Annotated in this window: 19 protein-coding genes and 2 pseudogenes; 12 read left to right on the top strand and 9 right to left on the bottom strand. The window is 60.4% G+C overall.

Annotated features, from left to right (window positions below; all coding sequences use genetic code 11):
* Window positions 1-7 precede the first annotated feature (7 nt).
* From J2Y83_RS15830 to J2Y83_RS15820, 3 genes are all read right to left on the bottom strand, one after another.
* The gene (locus J2Y83_RS15830) at window positions 8-385 is read right to left on the bottom strand and encodes a type II toxin-antitoxin system VapC family toxin (RefSeq protein ID WP_253396557.1); all 378 of its coding nucleotides are present in this window, start codon (window positions 383-385) and stop codon (window positions 8-10) included.
* A complete protein-coding gene (locus J2Y83_RS15825) occupies window positions 382-741 on the bottom strand; it encodes a type II toxin-antitoxin system Phd/YefM family antitoxin (protein WP_253396556.1) in 360 nt (119 codons plus the stop codon). Before J2Y83_RS15825 ends, J2Y83_RS15830 begins: the two co-directional genes overlap by 4 nt.
* A 142-nt stretch (window positions 742-883) precedes the next feature.
* Window positions 884-1,816 carry a LysR family transcriptional regulator gene (locus tag J2Y83_RS15820; protein WP_253396555.1) on the bottom strand — a complete coding sequence of 311 codons (933 nt, stop codon included), beginning with the start codon at window positions 1,814-1,816 and terminating at the stop codon, window positions 884-886.
* 117 nt (window positions 1,817-1,933) lie between these two features.
* On the opposite strand from J2Y83_RS15820, the gene J2Y83_RS15815 reads away from it, so the two are divergent.
* From J2Y83_RS15815 to J2Y83_RS15790, 6 genes are all read left to right on the top strand, one after another.
* Window positions 1,934-2,422 (top strand): DMT family transporter, encoded by a 489-nt coding sequence (locus J2Y83_RS15815; RefSeq protein WP_253396554.1) that lies wholly within the window; start codon window positions 1,934-1,936, stop codon window positions 2,420-2,422.
* Window positions 2,423-2,426: 4 nt separating this feature from the next.
* Complete coding sequence (locus J2Y83_RS15810; protein WP_253396553.1) at window positions 2,427-2,879, top strand: DMT family transporter; 453 nt, start codon at window positions 2,427-2,429, stop codon at window positions 2,877-2,879.
* 88 nt (window positions 2,880-2,967) lie between these two features.
* On the top strand, window positions 2,968-3,138 hold the full coding sequence (locus tag J2Y83_RS15805; protein ID WP_247401727.1) for a metallothionein: 171 nt from the start codon (window positions 2,968-2,970) through the stop codon (window positions 3,136-3,138).
* A 75-nt stretch (window positions 3,139-3,213) separates the two neighbouring features.
* Window positions 3,214-3,978 carry an AraC family transcriptional regulator gene (locus tag J2Y83_RS15800; RefSeq protein ID WP_253396552.1) on the top strand — a complete coding sequence of 255 codons (765 nt, stop codon included), beginning with the start codon at window positions 3,214-3,216 and terminating at the stop codon, window positions 3,976-3,978.
* Window positions 3,979-4,069: 91 nt separating this feature from the next.
* The gene (locus tag J2Y83_RS15795; protein ID WP_010564275.1) at window positions 4,070-4,243 is read left to right on the top strand and encodes a DUF1427 family protein; all 174 of its coding nucleotides are present in this window, start codon (window positions 4,070-4,072) and stop codon (window positions 4,241-4,243) included.
* Between the two features lie 30 nt (window positions 4,244-4,273).
* A complete protein-coding gene (locus J2Y83_RS15790) occupies window positions 4,274-5,233 on the top strand; it encodes a quinone oxidoreductase family protein (protein ID WP_253396550.1) in 960 nt (319 codons plus the stop codon).
* Between the two features lie 48 nt (window positions 5,234-5,281).
* Here J2Y83_RS15790 and J2Y83_RS15785 read toward each other — a convergent pair whose 3' ends face one another.
* The 3 genes from J2Y83_RS15785 to J2Y83_RS15775 form a co-directional block, all read right to left on the bottom strand.
* Complete coding sequence (locus J2Y83_RS15785; RefSeq protein ID WP_253396548.1) at window positions 5,282-6,310, bottom strand: purine-nucleoside phosphorylase; 1,029 nt, start codon at window positions 6,308-6,310, stop codon at window positions 5,282-5,284.
* A gap of 14 nt (window positions 6,311-6,324) precedes the next feature.
* A complete protein-coding gene (locus J2Y83_RS15780; RefSeq protein ID WP_247408040.1) occupies window positions 6,325-7,272 on the bottom strand; it encodes a nucleoside-specific channel-forming protein Tsx in 948 nt (315 codons plus the stop codon).
* 172 nt (window positions 7,273-7,444) lie between these two features.
* Window positions 7,445-8,365, bottom strand: a complete 921-nt coding sequence (locus tag J2Y83_RS15775; protein WP_253396546.1) for an AraC family transcriptional regulator — start codon at window positions 8,363-8,365, stop codon at window positions 7,445-7,447.
* A gap of 278 nt (window positions 8,366-8,643) precedes the next feature.
* Between J2Y83_RS15775 and J2Y83_RS15770 the strand changes: the two genes are divergently transcribed.
* On the top strand, window positions 8,644-9,417 hold the full coding sequence (locus J2Y83_RS15770; protein ID WP_253396543.1) for an L-iditol 2-dehydrogenase: 774 nt from the start codon (window positions 8,644-8,646) through the stop codon (window positions 9,415-9,417).
* 75 nt (window positions 9,418-9,492) lie between these two features.
* Here the strand turns inward: J2Y83_RS15770 and J2Y83_RS15765 are convergent, their stop codons facing one another.
* On the bottom strand, window positions 9,493-10,185 hold the full coding sequence (locus J2Y83_RS15765) for an NUDIX hydrolase (protein WP_253396541.1): 693 nt from the start codon (window positions 10,183-10,185) through the stop codon (window positions 9,493-9,495).
* A gap of 146 nt (window positions 10,186-10,331) precedes the next feature.
* On the opposite strand from J2Y83_RS15765, the gene J2Y83_RS15760 reads away from it, so the two are divergent.
* The 3 genes from J2Y83_RS15760 to nadE are packed head-to-tail and all read left to right on the top strand — an operon-like array spanning window position 10,332 to window position 13,028.
* Complete coding sequence (locus J2Y83_RS15760; protein WP_253396539.1) at window positions 10,332-10,979, top strand: nicotinamidase; 648 nt, start codon at window positions 10,332-10,334, stop codon at window positions 10,977-10,979.
* Between the two features lie 11 nt (window positions 10,980-10,990).
* On the top strand, window positions 10,991-12,208 hold the full coding sequence (gene pncB, locus J2Y83_RS15755; RefSeq protein WP_253396537.1) for a nicotinate phosphoribosyltransferase: 1,218 nt from the start codon (window positions 10,991-10,993) through the stop codon (window positions 12,206-12,208).
* Window position 12,209: 1 nt separating this feature from the next.
* The gene (gene nadE, locus J2Y83_RS15750) at window positions 12,210-13,028 is read left to right on the top strand and encodes an ammonia-dependent NAD(+) synthetase (protein ID WP_253396535.1); all 819 of its coding nucleotides are present in this window, start codon (window positions 12,210-12,212) and stop codon (window positions 13,026-13,028) included.
* 233 nt (window positions 13,029-13,261) lie between these two features.
* On the opposite strand, the pseudogene J2Y83_RS15745 reads toward nadE, so the two are convergent.
* Window positions 13,262-13,468, bottom strand: a pseudogene (locus J2Y83_RS15745) (DUF393 domain-containing protein); the annotation flags it as partial.
* Between J2Y83_RS15745 and J2Y83_RS15740 the strand changes: the two are divergent.
* Both J2Y83_RS15740 and J2Y83_RS15735 read left to right on the top strand, forming a co-directional pair.
* Window positions 13,461-13,580, top strand: a pseudogene (locus J2Y83_RS15740) (transposase domain-containing protein); the annotation flags it as partial. The pseudogenes J2Y83_RS15745 and J2Y83_RS15740 overlap by 8 nt on opposite strands.
* A 112-nt stretch (window positions 13,581-13,692) precedes the next feature.
* Window positions 13,693-14,604, top strand: coding sequence for a DMT family transporter (locus tag J2Y83_RS15735; protein WP_253396534.1), 912 nt, complete (start codon window positions 13,693-13,695; stop codon window positions 14,602-14,604).
* Between the two features lie 130 nt (window positions 14,605-14,734).
* On the opposite strand, the gene J2Y83_RS15730 is transcribed toward J2Y83_RS15735, so the two are convergent.
* Window positions 14,735-15,613 carry a sensor domain-containing diguanylate cyclase gene (locus J2Y83_RS15730; RefSeq protein ID WP_253396531.1) on the bottom strand — a complete coding sequence of 293 codons (879 nt, stop codon included), beginning with the start codon at window positions 15,611-15,613 and terminating at the stop codon, window positions 14,735-14,737.
* Window positions 15,614-15,668: the final 55 nt, after the last annotated feature.

The raw sequence follows: 15,668 nt of genomic DNA, 5'->3' as shown, positions 1-15,668 counted from the left end.
GGGCGATCTACACCAGGATCACCAGCGATGTGTATTGGGCAATCTGCGGATCGGCCGTCAATAGCTTCATTGGTTCGCTCATGGCGGTTGCAACGATGAGCCGATCGAAAGGGTCTTTGTGATGAGGCTCAAGATCCTTTACGGCAATGGCGTGTTCTGACGTGATGGGGAGTTCGACGAAACCGCTTTGCAGGCAGTACTCACGGATGTCATCCAGATCGACAGTGAGTTTCCCCAAGCCTACCTTGATCGCCAGTTCCCAGAATGTGGCGGCACTGATGTAGATCTCTGCCGCATGTTCAATCAGCTTTCGGGCTTTGCTGGATAGCTTGGGGTCATCATTCAACGCCCACAGCAGGATGTGGGTATCCAGCAGCACTCTCATGAATGAGTGCCCTGGAACGCATCGAGGAGGTCGTCAGACAAAGGCGCGTCAAAGTCATCCGGGATCACCAGCTTGCCTTTCATGGCACCAATCCGCCGGCCTTTGGATTTTCCGACAGGGACAAGCTGTGCCATCGCCCGTCCATGCTTGGAGATGGTGATGATGTTGCCAGCCGCGGCCTCATCAACCAGTTTTGACAACGTGTTTTTTGCTTCACCCAGCGGGACGGTCATCATGTGGTTCTCCGCATATTTTGGCCAAATATAGCCAAAACTGCTGGCGCTATCAAAGACGGCCTGACCGCTGGTTGACGCCAACCGTTTTGAGTGCGACGGGTAGCGGTACATGACATCCATGGCATTTCTCCGAACAAGGAATTCGCCAAAGTCTGTCGCAGCGTGGGGGGCTTAGGAATAGTGGCCCGAAAAAACGGAACGGACCTACATTTAGCCGCGAGGCGTTTTCCTTATGAGCGTGGTTGTGGTGGATCTCGCTCGCTCATCGGTCCCAGTACGGCACCGCCCCAAAACACTCCACAAAATAATCAATCACCGTGCGCACCTTCAACGACAACCGCCGGCTCCCGGGCCACAACGCTGCAATCTGCTGCGGCTCCAGGGTGGTTGCCACGTCGTATTCCGTCAGCACCGCCTGCAAGGTGCCGGCGCGCAGGCTTTCACCGATCAGCCACGAGGGAAACACCACCAGCCCCAGGCCTTGTTCGGCGGCGTGGGTCAGGGTGTCGGCGTGGTTGCCGGTGATGGGGCCTTTGACGCTGTAGGGCGTCCAGTCGCCCTGGTCGCGGCGAAAGAACCAGCGCTGCTGGCCGGTGATGCCTTTGTAGGCCAGGCACTGGTGGTTGACCAGTTCGTCGGGGTGGCTGGGGCTGCCATGTTCTGCCAGGTACGCCGGGCTGGCGGCGATGCGAAAGCGCTGGGGAGCGAAGATGCGTGCCTGCATGCCCGAGTCGTTGAGTACGCCGATGCGAAACAGCAGATCGGTGCCGTCTTGCAGCGGGTCGACGTAGGTGTCGGTCTGCTGGATATCCAACTGCAGCTTCGGATAGCGCCGGCACAATTCCCCCAGCCACGGTGCAAGGTGGCGTTGACCGAACACCATCGGTGCGTTGATCCGCACCAGGCCGCTGGGCTCGCTTTCCTGTTCCTGCAGGGCCTGGCCGGCGGCCTCCAGTTGTTCCAGCATCAAGCGTGCATGCCGCCCGAGCAGGCGCCCGGCTTCGGTGGGGCTGACCGCGCGGGTGTGGCGATAGAGCAACTGTTGCCCGAGCGCCTGTTCCATCAGTTGGATCTGCCGGGAAATGGAAGAGGGCGCCAGGCCCTCACGGCGCGCGACTTCGGAAAAACTGCCATGGTCCAGCACCGCGACGAACAGGCGCAGCGCCTTGAAACTCAATTCATTCAAGCCCTGCATCATGCCTCCAGGCTGTGCGTATTACGCAAAGGTGTTGTAGGCATGCTCCCATTTATCGCACAGCGCGGCCACTGGATAATGCGCGCCAGGTTTCCTTTTTTGACACGCAGGTGATGTATGCAAGCCAGTTCTATCGAGGGTGCGGCGCAGGCCCGGCCGGAAAAAAACCTTCTGCGGTTGCTGTTGTTGCCCCTGGTGATCTTCGCCGGCATGGGCTTGTCGGTGGAGGCCGGTTTGCTCGGCCCGCTGGGCGTGCAGGTGGGCCATTTGTGGGCGACCTTGAGCATTTTTGGCGTCGGCTCGGCGATTTTGTATCTGCTGTTGTTGTTCAGCGGCCCGCAAAATGGCCCGGCGTTGACCGATCTGCCGCGCTGGCAGTTGATCGGCGGGTTCCTGGGGCCGATGTACGTGGTGGTGCTGACCCTGGCCACGCCGCATATCGGCATCGCGATGACGATGGTCGCGATTCTCTCGGGGCAGGTCGGCAAGAGCGTGCTGATCGACCATTTCGGCTGGTTCGGCACCGCGCGCAAGCGGGTCAACGGCGAGCGCTGGATTGCGTTGGCGTTGATTGTGGCGGCGCTTGTTTTGATTGCACGAGGCTAAGGCGATGAATCTGACTTTGTTGTTGGTACTGGTGATCGCCGCGGGCGCGGTGTTGAGTGTGCAGGCGGCGATCAATGGCCGTTTAGGCCAGACGGTGGGCGTGTTGCGCAGCAGCTTGCTGACCTTTGCGGTGGGCGCGCTGACGACCGCGTTGTTGATTTTCTTCTTCGAACCGGCCCAGGCCGTGAGCCTGCTGGACGTGCCGAAGTGGCAACTGACCGGCGCCCTGTTCGGGGTGGTGTACATGATGGTGATGGTCGGCGCGGTGCCGGTGGTCGGTGCGGCAGTCGCCACCGTGGCGGTGATCGTCGGGCAATTGGGCATGGGCATGCTGATCGATAACTTCGGCTGGCTGGGCAACCCGGCCATCGAGCTGTCGGCCAGCCGGATCGTGGCGATGGCCTGCCTGGCACTGGCGCTGGTGTTCATGTACCGCAGCAATACCCGCACCGACTGATGGTTGGAACCCCTGCGTCGGCCCGCAGTCACTGCTAAAGGTGTCGGCGTTCGCCACACCGGGACGACCATGAAGAAGGAGTCTGACCATGCCAGATACAACCTGTGCCTGCCCACACTGCAAATGTGTGCTGGGAGTGGATGCGGTGATGAAAGACGGTAAGGGCTATTGCTGCCAGGGCTGCGCCGAACACCATGCGCATGGTGAGCCGTGTGCGGCGGCGACAGGCTGCGAATGCGCCAAGTCGGCTGAAGGCTGAACGCGGTAAAAATTCACTCGGTTTGTCGGGCGGTGGTCATTACCATGGCCGCTCACCTTTGCCGGATGTGTACCCATGGCCCTGGCCGCGCCCCCCGACCTCAGTGATCACGCCTTCCCCGTGCAGCCGCTGGCGCGTACCTACCCGCGTGGTTTGTATGTGGAACCCCATCGCCATGATTGGGGCCAGTTGCTCTACGCCATGAGCGGCGTGATGTGGGTCGAGACGCCACGCGAAGCGCTGGTGGTGCCGCCCCAACGTGCCGTCTGGCTGCCGCCGGGTGTGGAACATGGGATACGTGTGGTTTCGGATTTGCAGATGCGCAATATCTACCTGCGCCCGGCATTGGCGGCGACGCTGGACAGCCAGGTGCAGGTGATTGAAGTCGGCGGGCTGCTGCGCGAGCTGATCGTCACGCTGGTGGAGCAGGGCGACAGTGGCGATGCCGTCTATTACGACGCAGTGGTCGGCCTGGCCTTGCTGGAACTGCAGCGCGCACGTCGCGCCTCAATCCGCATCGCCATGCCGCTGGAGGCCGACCGCCGCCTGATCAGCGCCTGCCAGGCGGTGATGGCTGCGCCGTCCCTGGCGATTCCCTTCGAACATCATGCCGAGGCCGCCGGTGCCAGCGTGCGTACTTTGGCGCGGCTGTTCCAGAACCACCTGGGGATGGGCTTCGCGCAATGGCGCCGCCAGGTGCAACTGGCCACGGCGGTGGCCGAGTTGATCCAAGGCCAGTCAGTCAGCGCTATTGCGCGATCTCTGGGTTACTCGCCCAGCAGTTTCAGCGACATGTTCCGTCGGGAACTCGGCGTGGCACCGTCGCAGTACGGCGGTTGAGGGTTTGGCCGAAATCCTGAAGCACTTGGCCGACGAGGTGGGCGGCGGCTTCCTACACTAAGCGCCATCCAACCACCAGGCGCTGCTCCCCATGAATTACCTGATCTCCCTTGCCATTGGCCTCTTCGTCGGCGTGATCTACGGTGCGCTGGACTTCCGCTCGCCCGCGCCGCCGGCCATCGCGCTGGTCGGCCTGATGGGCATGTTGCTCGGCGAAAAACTGTGGCCCATGGGGCGCCAGTTGGTCAGTGGTTGGTTGTCCTGAGTTTCCTTTCCCTTTTGATGGATGCCGCTCATGAAAGCGCTGCAATTTACCGCCACCGGCGACCTCTCCACCCTGCGTTTCGTCGACGTCGCCACCCCGGTACCTGCTGCCGGTGAAGTGCTGGTACAGATCAAGGCCGCCGGTCTTAACCCCAGCGACGCGAAGAATGTGCTCGGGCGCTTTCCCTACACCACGCTGCCGCGCATTCCCGGTCGCGACTTTGCCGGCGTGGTGGTCGAAGGCCCGCAGGAGTGGCTGGGACAGGCGGTCTGGGGCACTGGGCGTGACCTTGGTTTCTTCGCCGACGGTTCCCACGCCCAGTACCTCACCGTGTCCGCCAAGGGCGTGGCCCACAAACCCACGCACTTGAGTTTTGCCCAGGCCGCCAGCCTCGGCGTGCCGTACACCACCGCCTGGGACGCCCTGGAGCGCAGCGGTGTCGGCGAGGGTACGCGGGTGCTGGTCATCGGTGCGAACGGTGCTGTCGGCAGTGCGGCGTTGGCCTTGGCGAAAATTCGCGGGGCACAGGTCCTCGCGGCGGTGCGGCGCCCTGAGCAGGTCGGGGTGTTGCTGGCGCAGGGTTTCGAGGCGATTGCCCTGGGCCAGCCGGAGGACTTGGGCGCGCAGGTCAATGCCCTCTTCAAGGGCGGCGCGGATGTGATCTTCGACACCACCGGTTTCTGGTTACCCGCTGCCGTGGCCGGGCTGGCACCGTTCGGGCGTATCGCAATCATCGCAGCGCCAGTCGACGGCCATGTGCAACTGCCGGCCCTGGCCCTGTACCGCAAGGGCGGTTCGGTGGTGGGGATCAATTCGTTGCTCTACACCTGCGAACAGTGTGCGGTGATGCTGGAGCAGTTCGGGCGCTTCTTTGATGAAGGGCTGCTGCCGCTGCCGACCGGCCTGCGCGAAGTAGCGTTGGCTGATGGGGTGAAATGCTACGAAGAGGTGAATGCGGGCAGTGCCGATAAGATCGTCTTCCTGCCCTGACGCGGTTAAAAATGTGGGAGCAAAGCCGCTCCCACATCGGGGTTTTTATTAGGCTTCGGGCACGCCTTTTTCCCACGCCGACCAGTTCTTCAGGATCGCCTGGACCAACGGGTTACCCGTGCGGTACAGGTTCTCCAGTGCCGGGACGAACCCGCCCTGGTCCGCATATTTCAGCAGGTTATCGACCTCGCTGTAGCCCGGGTAAGGCCGGTCGAAATCCGACCCGGCGCGTACCACCGCCAGGCGCTGGATGTCCACCAGACCCTCGCGACTGGCGCGCAGCAGGGCTTCATAAGTGGAGTTGTCTTCCTGCTGGGTGGTGCAGTATTCGCCTTTGTTGTCCGTGAGCAAGCGCGTCCAGACTTCGGCGCGCTCGCTCAGGCGCGTGCCGGAGAACCAGGTGTTGCCCGCCAGTGTGTCGCAGCGGGTGACTTGCGGCGGCTGATTGGCCGGTGCGGCAGGGTAATGCTTACGCCAGGCGGCGGATTCCTGGCTTTCCGTCAGCTCCACCTTCTGCGACAGGGTAAACGCCTTGGCCTGCAGTTTCGGGTTCAGTTCGAACACTTCGGTCTTGTAGTCCAGCGGCGGTTTTTCGTTGGGCCCCTTGGTGTTGATACCGATGTAGCCGGTCGGCCAATCCTTGGGCGCATCTCGCGAATCCAGCTCCCATTGGGTGCCGAACTCCACCAGGTAATGAGCCCAGGCCGCCGTGCCGATGGTGCCGTGTTTGGGGCTGATGCCGGCGATCCCGGCGATCAGAAAGTAGCTCTGGCGCAGGTCGAACTTGGGCGATAACGCCAGGGCCAGGGTGGACGCGGCGGCGTTGGTCTGGCCCATGCCGGTTACCAGCAGGCACACCTCTTCGGTATTGCAACGAATCACCGGGTATTCGGCGGACAAGCCCGGCACGCGGACTTCCTGCTTGAGCGCCAGGCGATCGATCCAGGTTTGCGCCTCGGGGGCGAACATGGTGATCAGCATCACTTTCGGTTTGATCGGCGCAGGCGCTTGCGCTAGCACCACGAGGGGCAGCAGGGCCAGGCCGACGGCCAGCGAGAGACGGTTAAACGCTTTCATCTAAGACTCCTTGATCAGAATTGGTAGCCCACGCCGGCGTAATAACCCCAGCCGTTGGAGCGGGCGCGGAAGTTGCCGTCGCCGAAATTCAACTCGCTGCCATCTTCCCAGTTACCGCCGTTATGAAAGTAACGACCGACCAGGGTGAAGCGCAGGTGGGTGAACGAATACAGCAGCACATTGGTTGCTACCAGCGCGTTGGCGGTGCGTGCCGGGTTGTCCTTGTGCAGGTCCGAGCCGAAATCGTAGTTGGTGAAGCCGATGTAGGTCAGCGAGGCGCCGTTGTCGAACGTGTCGATGGGCACGATGTACTTCATCTGCGCACGGTAACCGTCCCACGAGTATTCATTGCTGGCACCATAGTTTTCCCACTGGTAACGCCCATAGAAGTTCGCGGACAGGTTGACCCGCGAGTGCGTATCGATGTCGGTGCCGAGGCCGCTGTACAAGGTGTTGGCGCGGTTGGCGGTGTTGCTGCCGTGGTCGTAGATCCAGTCAAAGGCCACATACCATTCCTTGAACGGGCCGATCGCCAGGCTGCGCCCGGCCAGGTAGTCGATGGAGATCCGCGGTTCGTGCTCCATGAACAGCGGCGAGCCATGATCCCACGCACCTTTGTCATTACTGTTACCGATGCCGAGGATCTTCGGCACGTCGATGTAGCCGTACAGTTCGAACGGGCCCTTGCGGCCGAAGTACTCGTATTCCAGGTAAACGTCATCGGCCGGCTTGGGGCCGAAGCTGATGTCTTTGCTGCCGATCAATGTCAGGTCCTGGTTGAACCAGTCCGACAGGTACGCGCCTTTTTTCGTCGGGCTGGCTTCAGGGCTCAGGGTTTCGCCCTGTGCTGAGTCATCGACGGGTTGTTCCTGCGCCAGAATGGACGGGCTGAGTACTCCCGTAACGGCGCTCAGTAGCAGGGAGACACCAAAGGAAGCGGAACGCCTTGAGGTGGAGTGCATTGAAAATCCCTATTCATTCGCGGTTTAGACCCGATTCTTCGGGTTGGGGTGAACTTGGCGGTCAAGTTCGTTCCGCAAACGTTTGCACAGGCTGTACCAACTTTACTCAATGGCTTGAATCGCTTTGAAAAAACTAGAATTAATCGACCTTTTGGTCAGCATTGACGCGGTGTCATTTTTCGCTGCGGTTGAACAGGTGCATGGCCGTTTCGCGCCGATACTCGCTGGGCGTCTGGTGCATCTCGATGCGAAAGTGCCGGTTGAAATTGGACAGGTTGGCGTAGCCCACTTCAAAGCAGATAGCCGCCACTGACAGCTCGCTTTGCAGCAACAGCCGGCACGCGCGCTGTATGCGGAACTTGCGCATCAGGTCGATAAAGCCATGGCCGGTGTTGCGCTTGAAGAAGCGTGAGAAGCCTGGCTCGCTCATCTCCAGTTGCCGGGCGATCACCGACAGGCGCAAATCCCCGGTCAGTTCACGCATCAGGTAGTCGAACGCCTTGTTGATACGCTCGGCGCTGCGTGCGTCCAGGGTCGGCGCATAGCACGCGCTGGCCAGGGCCTGGACCTGCGGCGGCGGGGCGTTGTTGAGGGTGTCGAGCAGTTGCAGGAACAGGATCAGGCGTTGCAGGCCGTGGGCGCTGCCGATGTCTTCCATCAGTTGGGCCGCCTGCACAGCAGTCTCGCCGCTGAACGCCAGGCCGCGCCGGGCCTGTTCGAACAACGGCTGCAAATCGCCGAGTTCCGGCAGGGTCTTGCGCAGGGCGAGGAGGGCGGCGCCGTCGAATTGCAGCACCACATCGCGGCCGGTCAGGTACTCACCGGGGGCCAGGTCGCCGATCCAGTCGTGGGGCAGGTCCGGGCCGATCAGCGCGACATGCCCGGCACTGAATGCGCCGATGTAGTCGCCCGCCACCAACTTGCCGCTGCCTTGGCGAATCAGGTGGATCTCGAATTCGGGGTGGTGATTCCAGCGCGCCAACGCGTAGGGATAGTCATGTTCTAACCAGCGAAAGCCGTGCTCCGGTTCGGGCAGGATCACTTCGAGTTCGGCGGGGCGGTGCTCGAACAGCTCGGCGCGACTGACGGGCATGGTGATGCCTCTTGTATTTGGGGAATTCCCTCAAAATACGCGGGTTGGCGACAGTGGCGCTACCCAAGGTTTTGCCCGGTACTGATACTTTTTTGCGCTCGGGCCTAGGGTCAAAAAAGTATCAGCCGAGCATTCGCCATGGGTTTGTGAGGGCCTGGCCAAGCTGCTGTAATCGGCCCTCACCCATAACAACAACCGATTCCAGGCTCAGTCCACCATCGAGCGCGAGATGAACCGCGCCGGTTATCCCAAATAAATGCCCAAGGGACACGCACCCCATGAAACGACTGGAAGGTAAGAGCGCGCTGATCACCGGATCGGCGCGTGGCATCGGCCGCGCCTTTGCCCAGGCCTATATCGGTGAAGGCGCCACGGTTGCCATCGCCGATATCGACCTGCAACGGGCCCAGGCCACGGCGGCCGAACTGGGCCAGCAGGCCTACGCGGTGGCGATGGACGTCACCGACCAGGCCTCCATCGACGCCGCGATTGCCGCCGTGGTGGCCCATGCGGGCCGGCTGGATATCCTGATCAACAACGCCGCGTTGTTCGACCTGGCGCCGATTGTCGAGATCACCCGCGAGCGCTTCGAGCGGCTGTTCTCGATCAACGTCGCCGGCACGCTGTTCACCCTGCAGGCCGCAGCCCGGCAGATGATCCGCCAGGGCCACGGCGGCAAGATCATCAACATGGCCAGCCAGGCCGGGCGGCGTGGCGAGCCGCTGGTTGCGGTGTACTGCGCGAGCAAGGCGGCGGTGATCAGCCTCACGCAATCGGCGGGGCTGAACCTGATCAAGCAGGGGATCAACGTCAACGCCATCGCCCCGGGCGTGGTCGACGGCGAGCATTGGGACGGGGTGGACGCGCTGTTTGCCAAGCACGAAGGCCTGGCGCCGGGCGAAAAAAAGAAGCGGGTAGGCGACGAGGTGCCGTTCGGGCGCATGGGCACGGCTGAAGACCTCACCGGTATGGCGATCTTCCTCGCGTCGAAGGACGCCGACTATGTCGTCGCCCAGACTTACAACGTCGATGGCGGTAACTGGATGAGTTAAGCCATGCACCGATCAACATGTGGGAGGGAGCAAGCCCCGGCCCACATTGGATCGTGGTTGTTCTTGAATACCGGGCTAGTCGGCAAAACTGCGATCGAAGAAATAAATCTTCCCCGGCTTCAAGTTCTCCATCGTCGCCTGGGGCCTGCCGCCTTCGCCTGGTTTCTTGCGCCCCGTTTCCCGCAAATACCCCACCTCGGTCAGCTTCAGCAAGCGCTGGCGAATACTGCTCTTCAACACCGGCCGCGCGAGCACCAGCGAGAAGATCGCCGTCGCTTGCGGTGCGCTGAATTCCTCGCCCAGGAACATCAGCGGCAAGCTGCTGTACAGCGACTTGGACAGTAACCGCTCCTGCACGGCGGCCACGATGGTGTTGTGATCGAACGGCAACTTGATGCGGCCGTCGGCTACCGCATCCAGCGAAAACCAGGCTTGATGCTCGCTCAGCGTCACCTCATCCGCGATGATCGCCAGGTAGAAAGTGGACGACGACCAGCAACGCGGGTCGCGGAATGCATCGCCCACCGTACCCACTTGCTCGCTCCACACCAGGTCGAGGCCGACTTTGTCACTCGCGCGCAGGCGCTCCACGGCATCCGTGAGGCTCAGGTCCTGCACGCCGCCATTCACCACCACACCCGGCAGCGCCCAATGCCCGGCGAAGGGTTCGGTGTCGCGCTTGTTCAGCAGCAGCTTCAGTTCTCCTGCCGCGCGGCAGTAGAACAGCACGCACAGGTCGACGGTGTGGAGGTAGGCGCTAAGTGGCATGTGCAGTCCTTCTAAACAGCGGTGGCGCACAGTCTAACGGATCGAACAAATATGTCATGTACTGACTAAAGCCTCGATAAATAAATCTTTCTTGCAATGAAAGTACATGACGTGTACTTTTGTTTTCAGGCCACAGGAGACCCGCCATGACCCTCTCGAAACGTGCCATCGCTTCATTCGACGTCGACGCCCAGAAGAGCTTTACGCCGCTGTGCCCCAACGAATTGCCAGTGGCCGAAGGGGACCTCATCGGTGCCGAACTCAACTACATGGCCAGCCTCGCGGGCTACCGTGTCGGCAGCAAGGATGCGCACACTCCGCATGCGCCGTGGGTGGTCAAGCAACACAGCGAGATGCTGCAACCCACCGGCCTGGCCCACGCCGATGTCACCTGGGTCAGCCACTGCGTGCCGGGCACCGAGGGCTTCACTCTGCTCGACGAACTGCCCACCCCGTATGACTACGATTACTTCATCTGGAAAGGCGTCGAACCCGACCTGCACCCCTACGGCGCCTGCTATCACGACCTGCACGATAAGCTGTCCACGGGCGTGATCGAGTACCTCAAAGCCCAGGGCGTAAGCCGCGTGATCGTCGGCGGCCTGGCCCTCGACTACTGCGTCAAGACCACCGCGTTGCAACTGCTCAAGGCCGGCCTGCAAGTGGTCCTGCACCTGCCGGCGTGCCGAGGAATTACGCAGGAGGGCGGCGTACAGGCCGTCAATGAGTTGCTCAAGGCCGGTGCCGGCATCAGCCGCACCCGCGAAGAACTGGCCGCGATGGCCACGCGTTAAGGAGACACACCATGGAAAGTGCCTACGACTACGAAGCCCCGGTGATCCAGGGTCTGCTCGATACCGACTACTACACCTTCACCATGATGCAGGCCGTGTTGCACCAGTATCCGAATGTCGACGTCGAGTACAACTTCATCGTCCGGTCCAAGGAAAAACTGGGCCACTTGATCCCACAACTGCGCGAAGAACTGGAAAAACTCGCCGGCCTGCAGATGCGCGAAGGTGAGCTGCGCTTTCTGTTCAACCCACGTTTTCGCGAATACCTCACGCCGGATTACGAGCGTTTCCTCGGCCTGTTCCGCTTCAACCTGCGCTATATCCACGTCAGCGAAGTCGACGGCCAACTGAACATCCGCGTCGTCGGCCCGATGCTGCACTGCATCATGTTCGAACAGCCGGTATTGGCGCTGGTCAGCGAGTTGCGCAACCGTGACAAGTATCCCGACGTGACCCTCGAAGACGTCACCCGCAAGCTCTACCAGAAATTCGACTGGCTGAAGAAAAACCTCAGCCGCGAGGAACTGGCCGACCTGCGCGTCTCCGACTTTTCCACACGCCGGCGCCTGTCGTTCAAGGCCCAGCGCGAAGTGGTCGACATCATGCGCCGCGACTTCCCCGGCCAGTTCGTCGGCACCAGCAACGCGCACCTGGCCTACGAATTCGACCTGCCGCTGATCGGCACCATGGCCCACCAATGGTTGATGGTGCACCAGCAATTGGGCCGCCTGCGCGAAAGCCAGAACGCCGCCCTGGAACACTGGGTGCGTGAATACCGCGGCCGCCTGGGCATCGCGCTGACCGACTGCATCAGCACTGACTTCTTCCTGAAGGACTTCGATCTGTACTTCGCCAAGCTCTACGACGGCCTGCGCCAGGACTCCGGCGACCCCATCGTCTGGGCCGACAAAGTCCTGGCGCGCTACAAGCAACTGGGCATCGACCCGATGACCAAGGACCTGATGTTCTCCGACGGCCTGAACTTCGAGAAATGCCTGCCGATCCTGCGCCACGTGCGCGGCAAGGCCAAGTTCGGCTTCGGCATGGGCACCAGCCTGGCCTGCGATGTGGAAGGCGTCGAGCCGCTGAGCATCGTGATGAAACTGGTGCGGGTGCACGGCGAACCGGTGGTGAAATTCTCGGATGACCCGATCAAGAATGTCTGCGAAGACCCCTCGTTTTTGCAGTACGCAGCACACGTGTTCAATGTCGGCAGCGTGGAGGTGTGACATGCAAACCCAGGACCGTATTGCCCAGCAACTGAATATCAACCGCGCGTTGGTCAAAGGGGGAGAGCCCCGGGAGATCCAGCGGCGTATCGACTTCATCAAAACCACCCTGCGCCACTCCGGTTGCAAAGCCCTGGTGCTGGGCATCAGCGGCGGCGTCGATTCGCTGACGGCCGGGCGCCTCTGCCAACTGGCGGTAGAGCAACTGCGCAGCGAAGACTACGCCGCGCGCTTTATCGCGATGCGCCTGCCCTACAAAAACCAGGCCGACGAAAGCGACGCCCAGGCCGCCCTGGACTTCATCACCCCGGACCACATCGACACCCTCAACATCGCCGCCAGCGTCGACGGCCTGATGGCCAGCCTGACCGCCACCGAAGCCAGCGCCGCACAGGTCGACTTCATCAAAGGCAACGTCAAGGCGCGCACCCGCATGATTGCGCAATACGCCGTGGCCAACCTGCACAATGGCCTGGTGGTCGGCACCGATCATGGCGCCGAAGCATTGATGGGTTTTTTCACCAAGTTCGGTGACGGCGCGTGCGACCTGGCCCCGTTGTCGGGCCTGACCAAGACTCAGGTGCGCCTGCTCGCCACCGCCCTTGGCGCACCAACGAACCTGGTACACAAACACCCCACCGCCGACCTTGAAGAGCTGGCGCCGGGCAAATTGGATGAACATGCCTATGGCTGTTCTTATGCAGAGATCGACGCGTACCTGATGGGCGAGCGGGTGAGTGAGCGGGTGAGGGCGATTGTGGAAGGGGCGTACAACACGACAGCGCACAAGCGTGCGCTGCCCATCGTTCCTCTAGCTTGATGTTTTCGCGAATGCCTCGGTCGAACAGGTTGGGTTCTACTCGACACTTAGCGCCATCGAGAGGTGCGAGAGAAACGCGACGAGATTCGCGCCCACGCTAACGCCTGGGCGCGAGCCGTCAGTGCGTTCTACCGCTCAATCGACCGACTCCACCGCGCATTCCACTCCGGTCGCGCCTGGGCTTCAGCCTGCTCTGTCCACCTGCGTCATCGAGTAGCTGAACGCCGAGGGCGTCAGCCGTTCGATCGTCGCTTGCCTGGAGCAGGGTTGGTTTGCGACGTTGTACAGCTGTCATCACGGCAGCGGCGGCTGCCATCAGGATGGGGCAGCCATGCCAGATATGGGCGCCAGCGGCAAAAAAGCCGATAGCCAATGATAAGCAGCGGCCTGGTTAACCGCCAGGATAGCGGTGCGGCCCAGATACCAAGACCCGCTGCACGCCTCAATGGTCATGATCCGTATGCTTATTTGAAGGACGTTCTCACACGGCTGCCGACGCAGCGTGCGAGTGAAATCGATCAGTTGCTGCCGCATAAGTGGCAACCGGTCTGATCACGCAAGGCGTGATGCCCAAACGCACATCCGTTTTCGGCAGCAAGAATCGGAGTGCGGGCACATGTCGAACAGCTTTACGGTGAAACTCCAAACTTAGAGGCGTCCACCATTGAAATTATCCGATTATGTTCGACTATTTGTTCTGGCGGCGATCTGGGGCGCGAGTTTTCTCTTCATGCGCATCTCGGCTCCTGTTCTGGGCGCATTGCCGACTGCATTTTTCCGCGTGTTGTTGGGCACCATTGGCTTGGCCGTTATTCTTGCCATTTTAAAAACCAAAGTCGACTTCAACGGCAAGTTGCAGCAGATCATGGTGTTGGGTGTTATCAATTCGGGCATCCCATTTTTGATGTACAGCGTGGCGGCACTGCTGTTACCTGCCGGCTATTCAGCAATTTTCAATGCGACCACACCGATGATGGGCGTCTTGATCGGTTGGATGTGTTTCAACGATTCGTTGACACTGAAAAAAGGTGCCGGCGTGTTGATCGGGTTCATGGGCATCACGTTGCTGACCAGTACCGGCCCCGTCACACTTTCAATGAGCGTGGTCATGGGCGCGTTGGCGTGTTTAGTCGCCACCAGTTGCTACGGTGCAGCAGGATTTCTGACTAAACGATGGGTAGCTGACAAAGGGGGGCTGGACGCGAAACTCGTAGCTTTTGGCAGTCAGATTGGCGCGACGCTGTTTCTCGTGCCGTTCTTTGGCATCGCAACCGCAATAAACCCACCGGCGACCTGGGGTAACCCGCAGGTTTGGATAGCACTGGTTGCGCTGGGTTTCATCTGCACCGCGTGTGCGTACATTCTGTATTTCCGCTTGATCGCGGATATCGGGCCGGTGCGTTCGCTGACCGTGACCTTCCTTATCCCTCCCTTCGGCGTGCTGTGGGGTGTGATGTTCCTGGATGAACGTCTTTCGGCCGCACATTTGTACGGCGGTGGGCTTATTTGTTTAGCGGTGTGGTTCGTTCTCAGCAAGAGTAAGCCGAAGCAAGAACCCTCACCAGTCTCGGATTGATCCAACAACTTAACGGCCCTCAACGATTGCTCATCTGATTGGCTGGTGAGCACTTAAGTGAGTGCCATGTCTTGGTTTTGCGGAGTCCGGTAGATGACTTGGCCGAACGGATACACTTCTTAAGTTTCACTTATGCGCCGGGCTTTTTATTGTCCAAAATACGCTGCTTTTTCATCCGGTACATTTCATCATCCGAGTAGGTGAGTAGTGTGTCGGCGTCCTTTCCGTCCTTGGGATAATAGGCCGCGCCGATACTGCACGACGGCATCTTGAGTGTGCCGAATTCAGGCGGCAGTGGCTCGGCCATGACGGTGTGAATCTGTTCTAACTTCTTGGTAACGGCGTCTCGCGACTGGATATCTGTCAACAGCACCGTAAATTCATCGCCGCCCATTCGGGCCACGGTGTCCGTCTCACGCGTGCAGCTTTCTAAACGTCGGGCAATCATGCAGAGAATACGATCTCCTACTGCGTGGCCATGAACATCATTGATACTCTTGAAGTCATTGATATCCAGAAATAGCAAAGCCAACTGACTATTTTGACGGTGCGCCACGTGCAGGGCAGATTTCAGTCGGTCACTGAAAATCGACCGGTTGGTTAATTTTGTCAGCGGATCATGATGGGCGAGGAAACGTAATTCCTCCTCGGCTTGAGCTAAAGCCGTCACGTTGCGCGCGACTCCAATCCTTGCCCCAACTTCTTCCGACCAGAATGCAGCCCACAGGATGTATACGACTCCTCCATCCTTACGGATGTAACGGTTGCGGAAGTCGACGTGAGAATGACCATTCATGACGCGGGTAATCGAAGCCCGTGTGGCAGTCAGGTCTTCAGGATGCATATAGTTACTGATAGGGGTGCCGTTCAGCTCGTCAGGACGGTAACCCAGCAGTGCCTCACAGGCATCGCTCACAAAAACAATCTGGTCGTTTCTATCAACCACAAACACCGTATCCAGCATCAGATGGATCAGTTTGGGGTAGAGCGCTTGGAGGTCAACGGCCATAAGTCGTGGGGATCTGATTCATTGGGCTCGATCATATATCGATCGAGGGGGCGGG

The sequence above is a fragment of the Pseudomonas marginalis genome (assembly GCF_024169655.1).
GTDB classification, from domain to species: Bacteria; Pseudomonadota; Gammaproteobacteria; order Pseudomonadales; family Pseudomonadaceae; genus Aquipseudomonas; species Aquipseudomonas paraveronii.
This window is presented reverse-complemented; position numbering and strand designations above follow the sequence as displayed.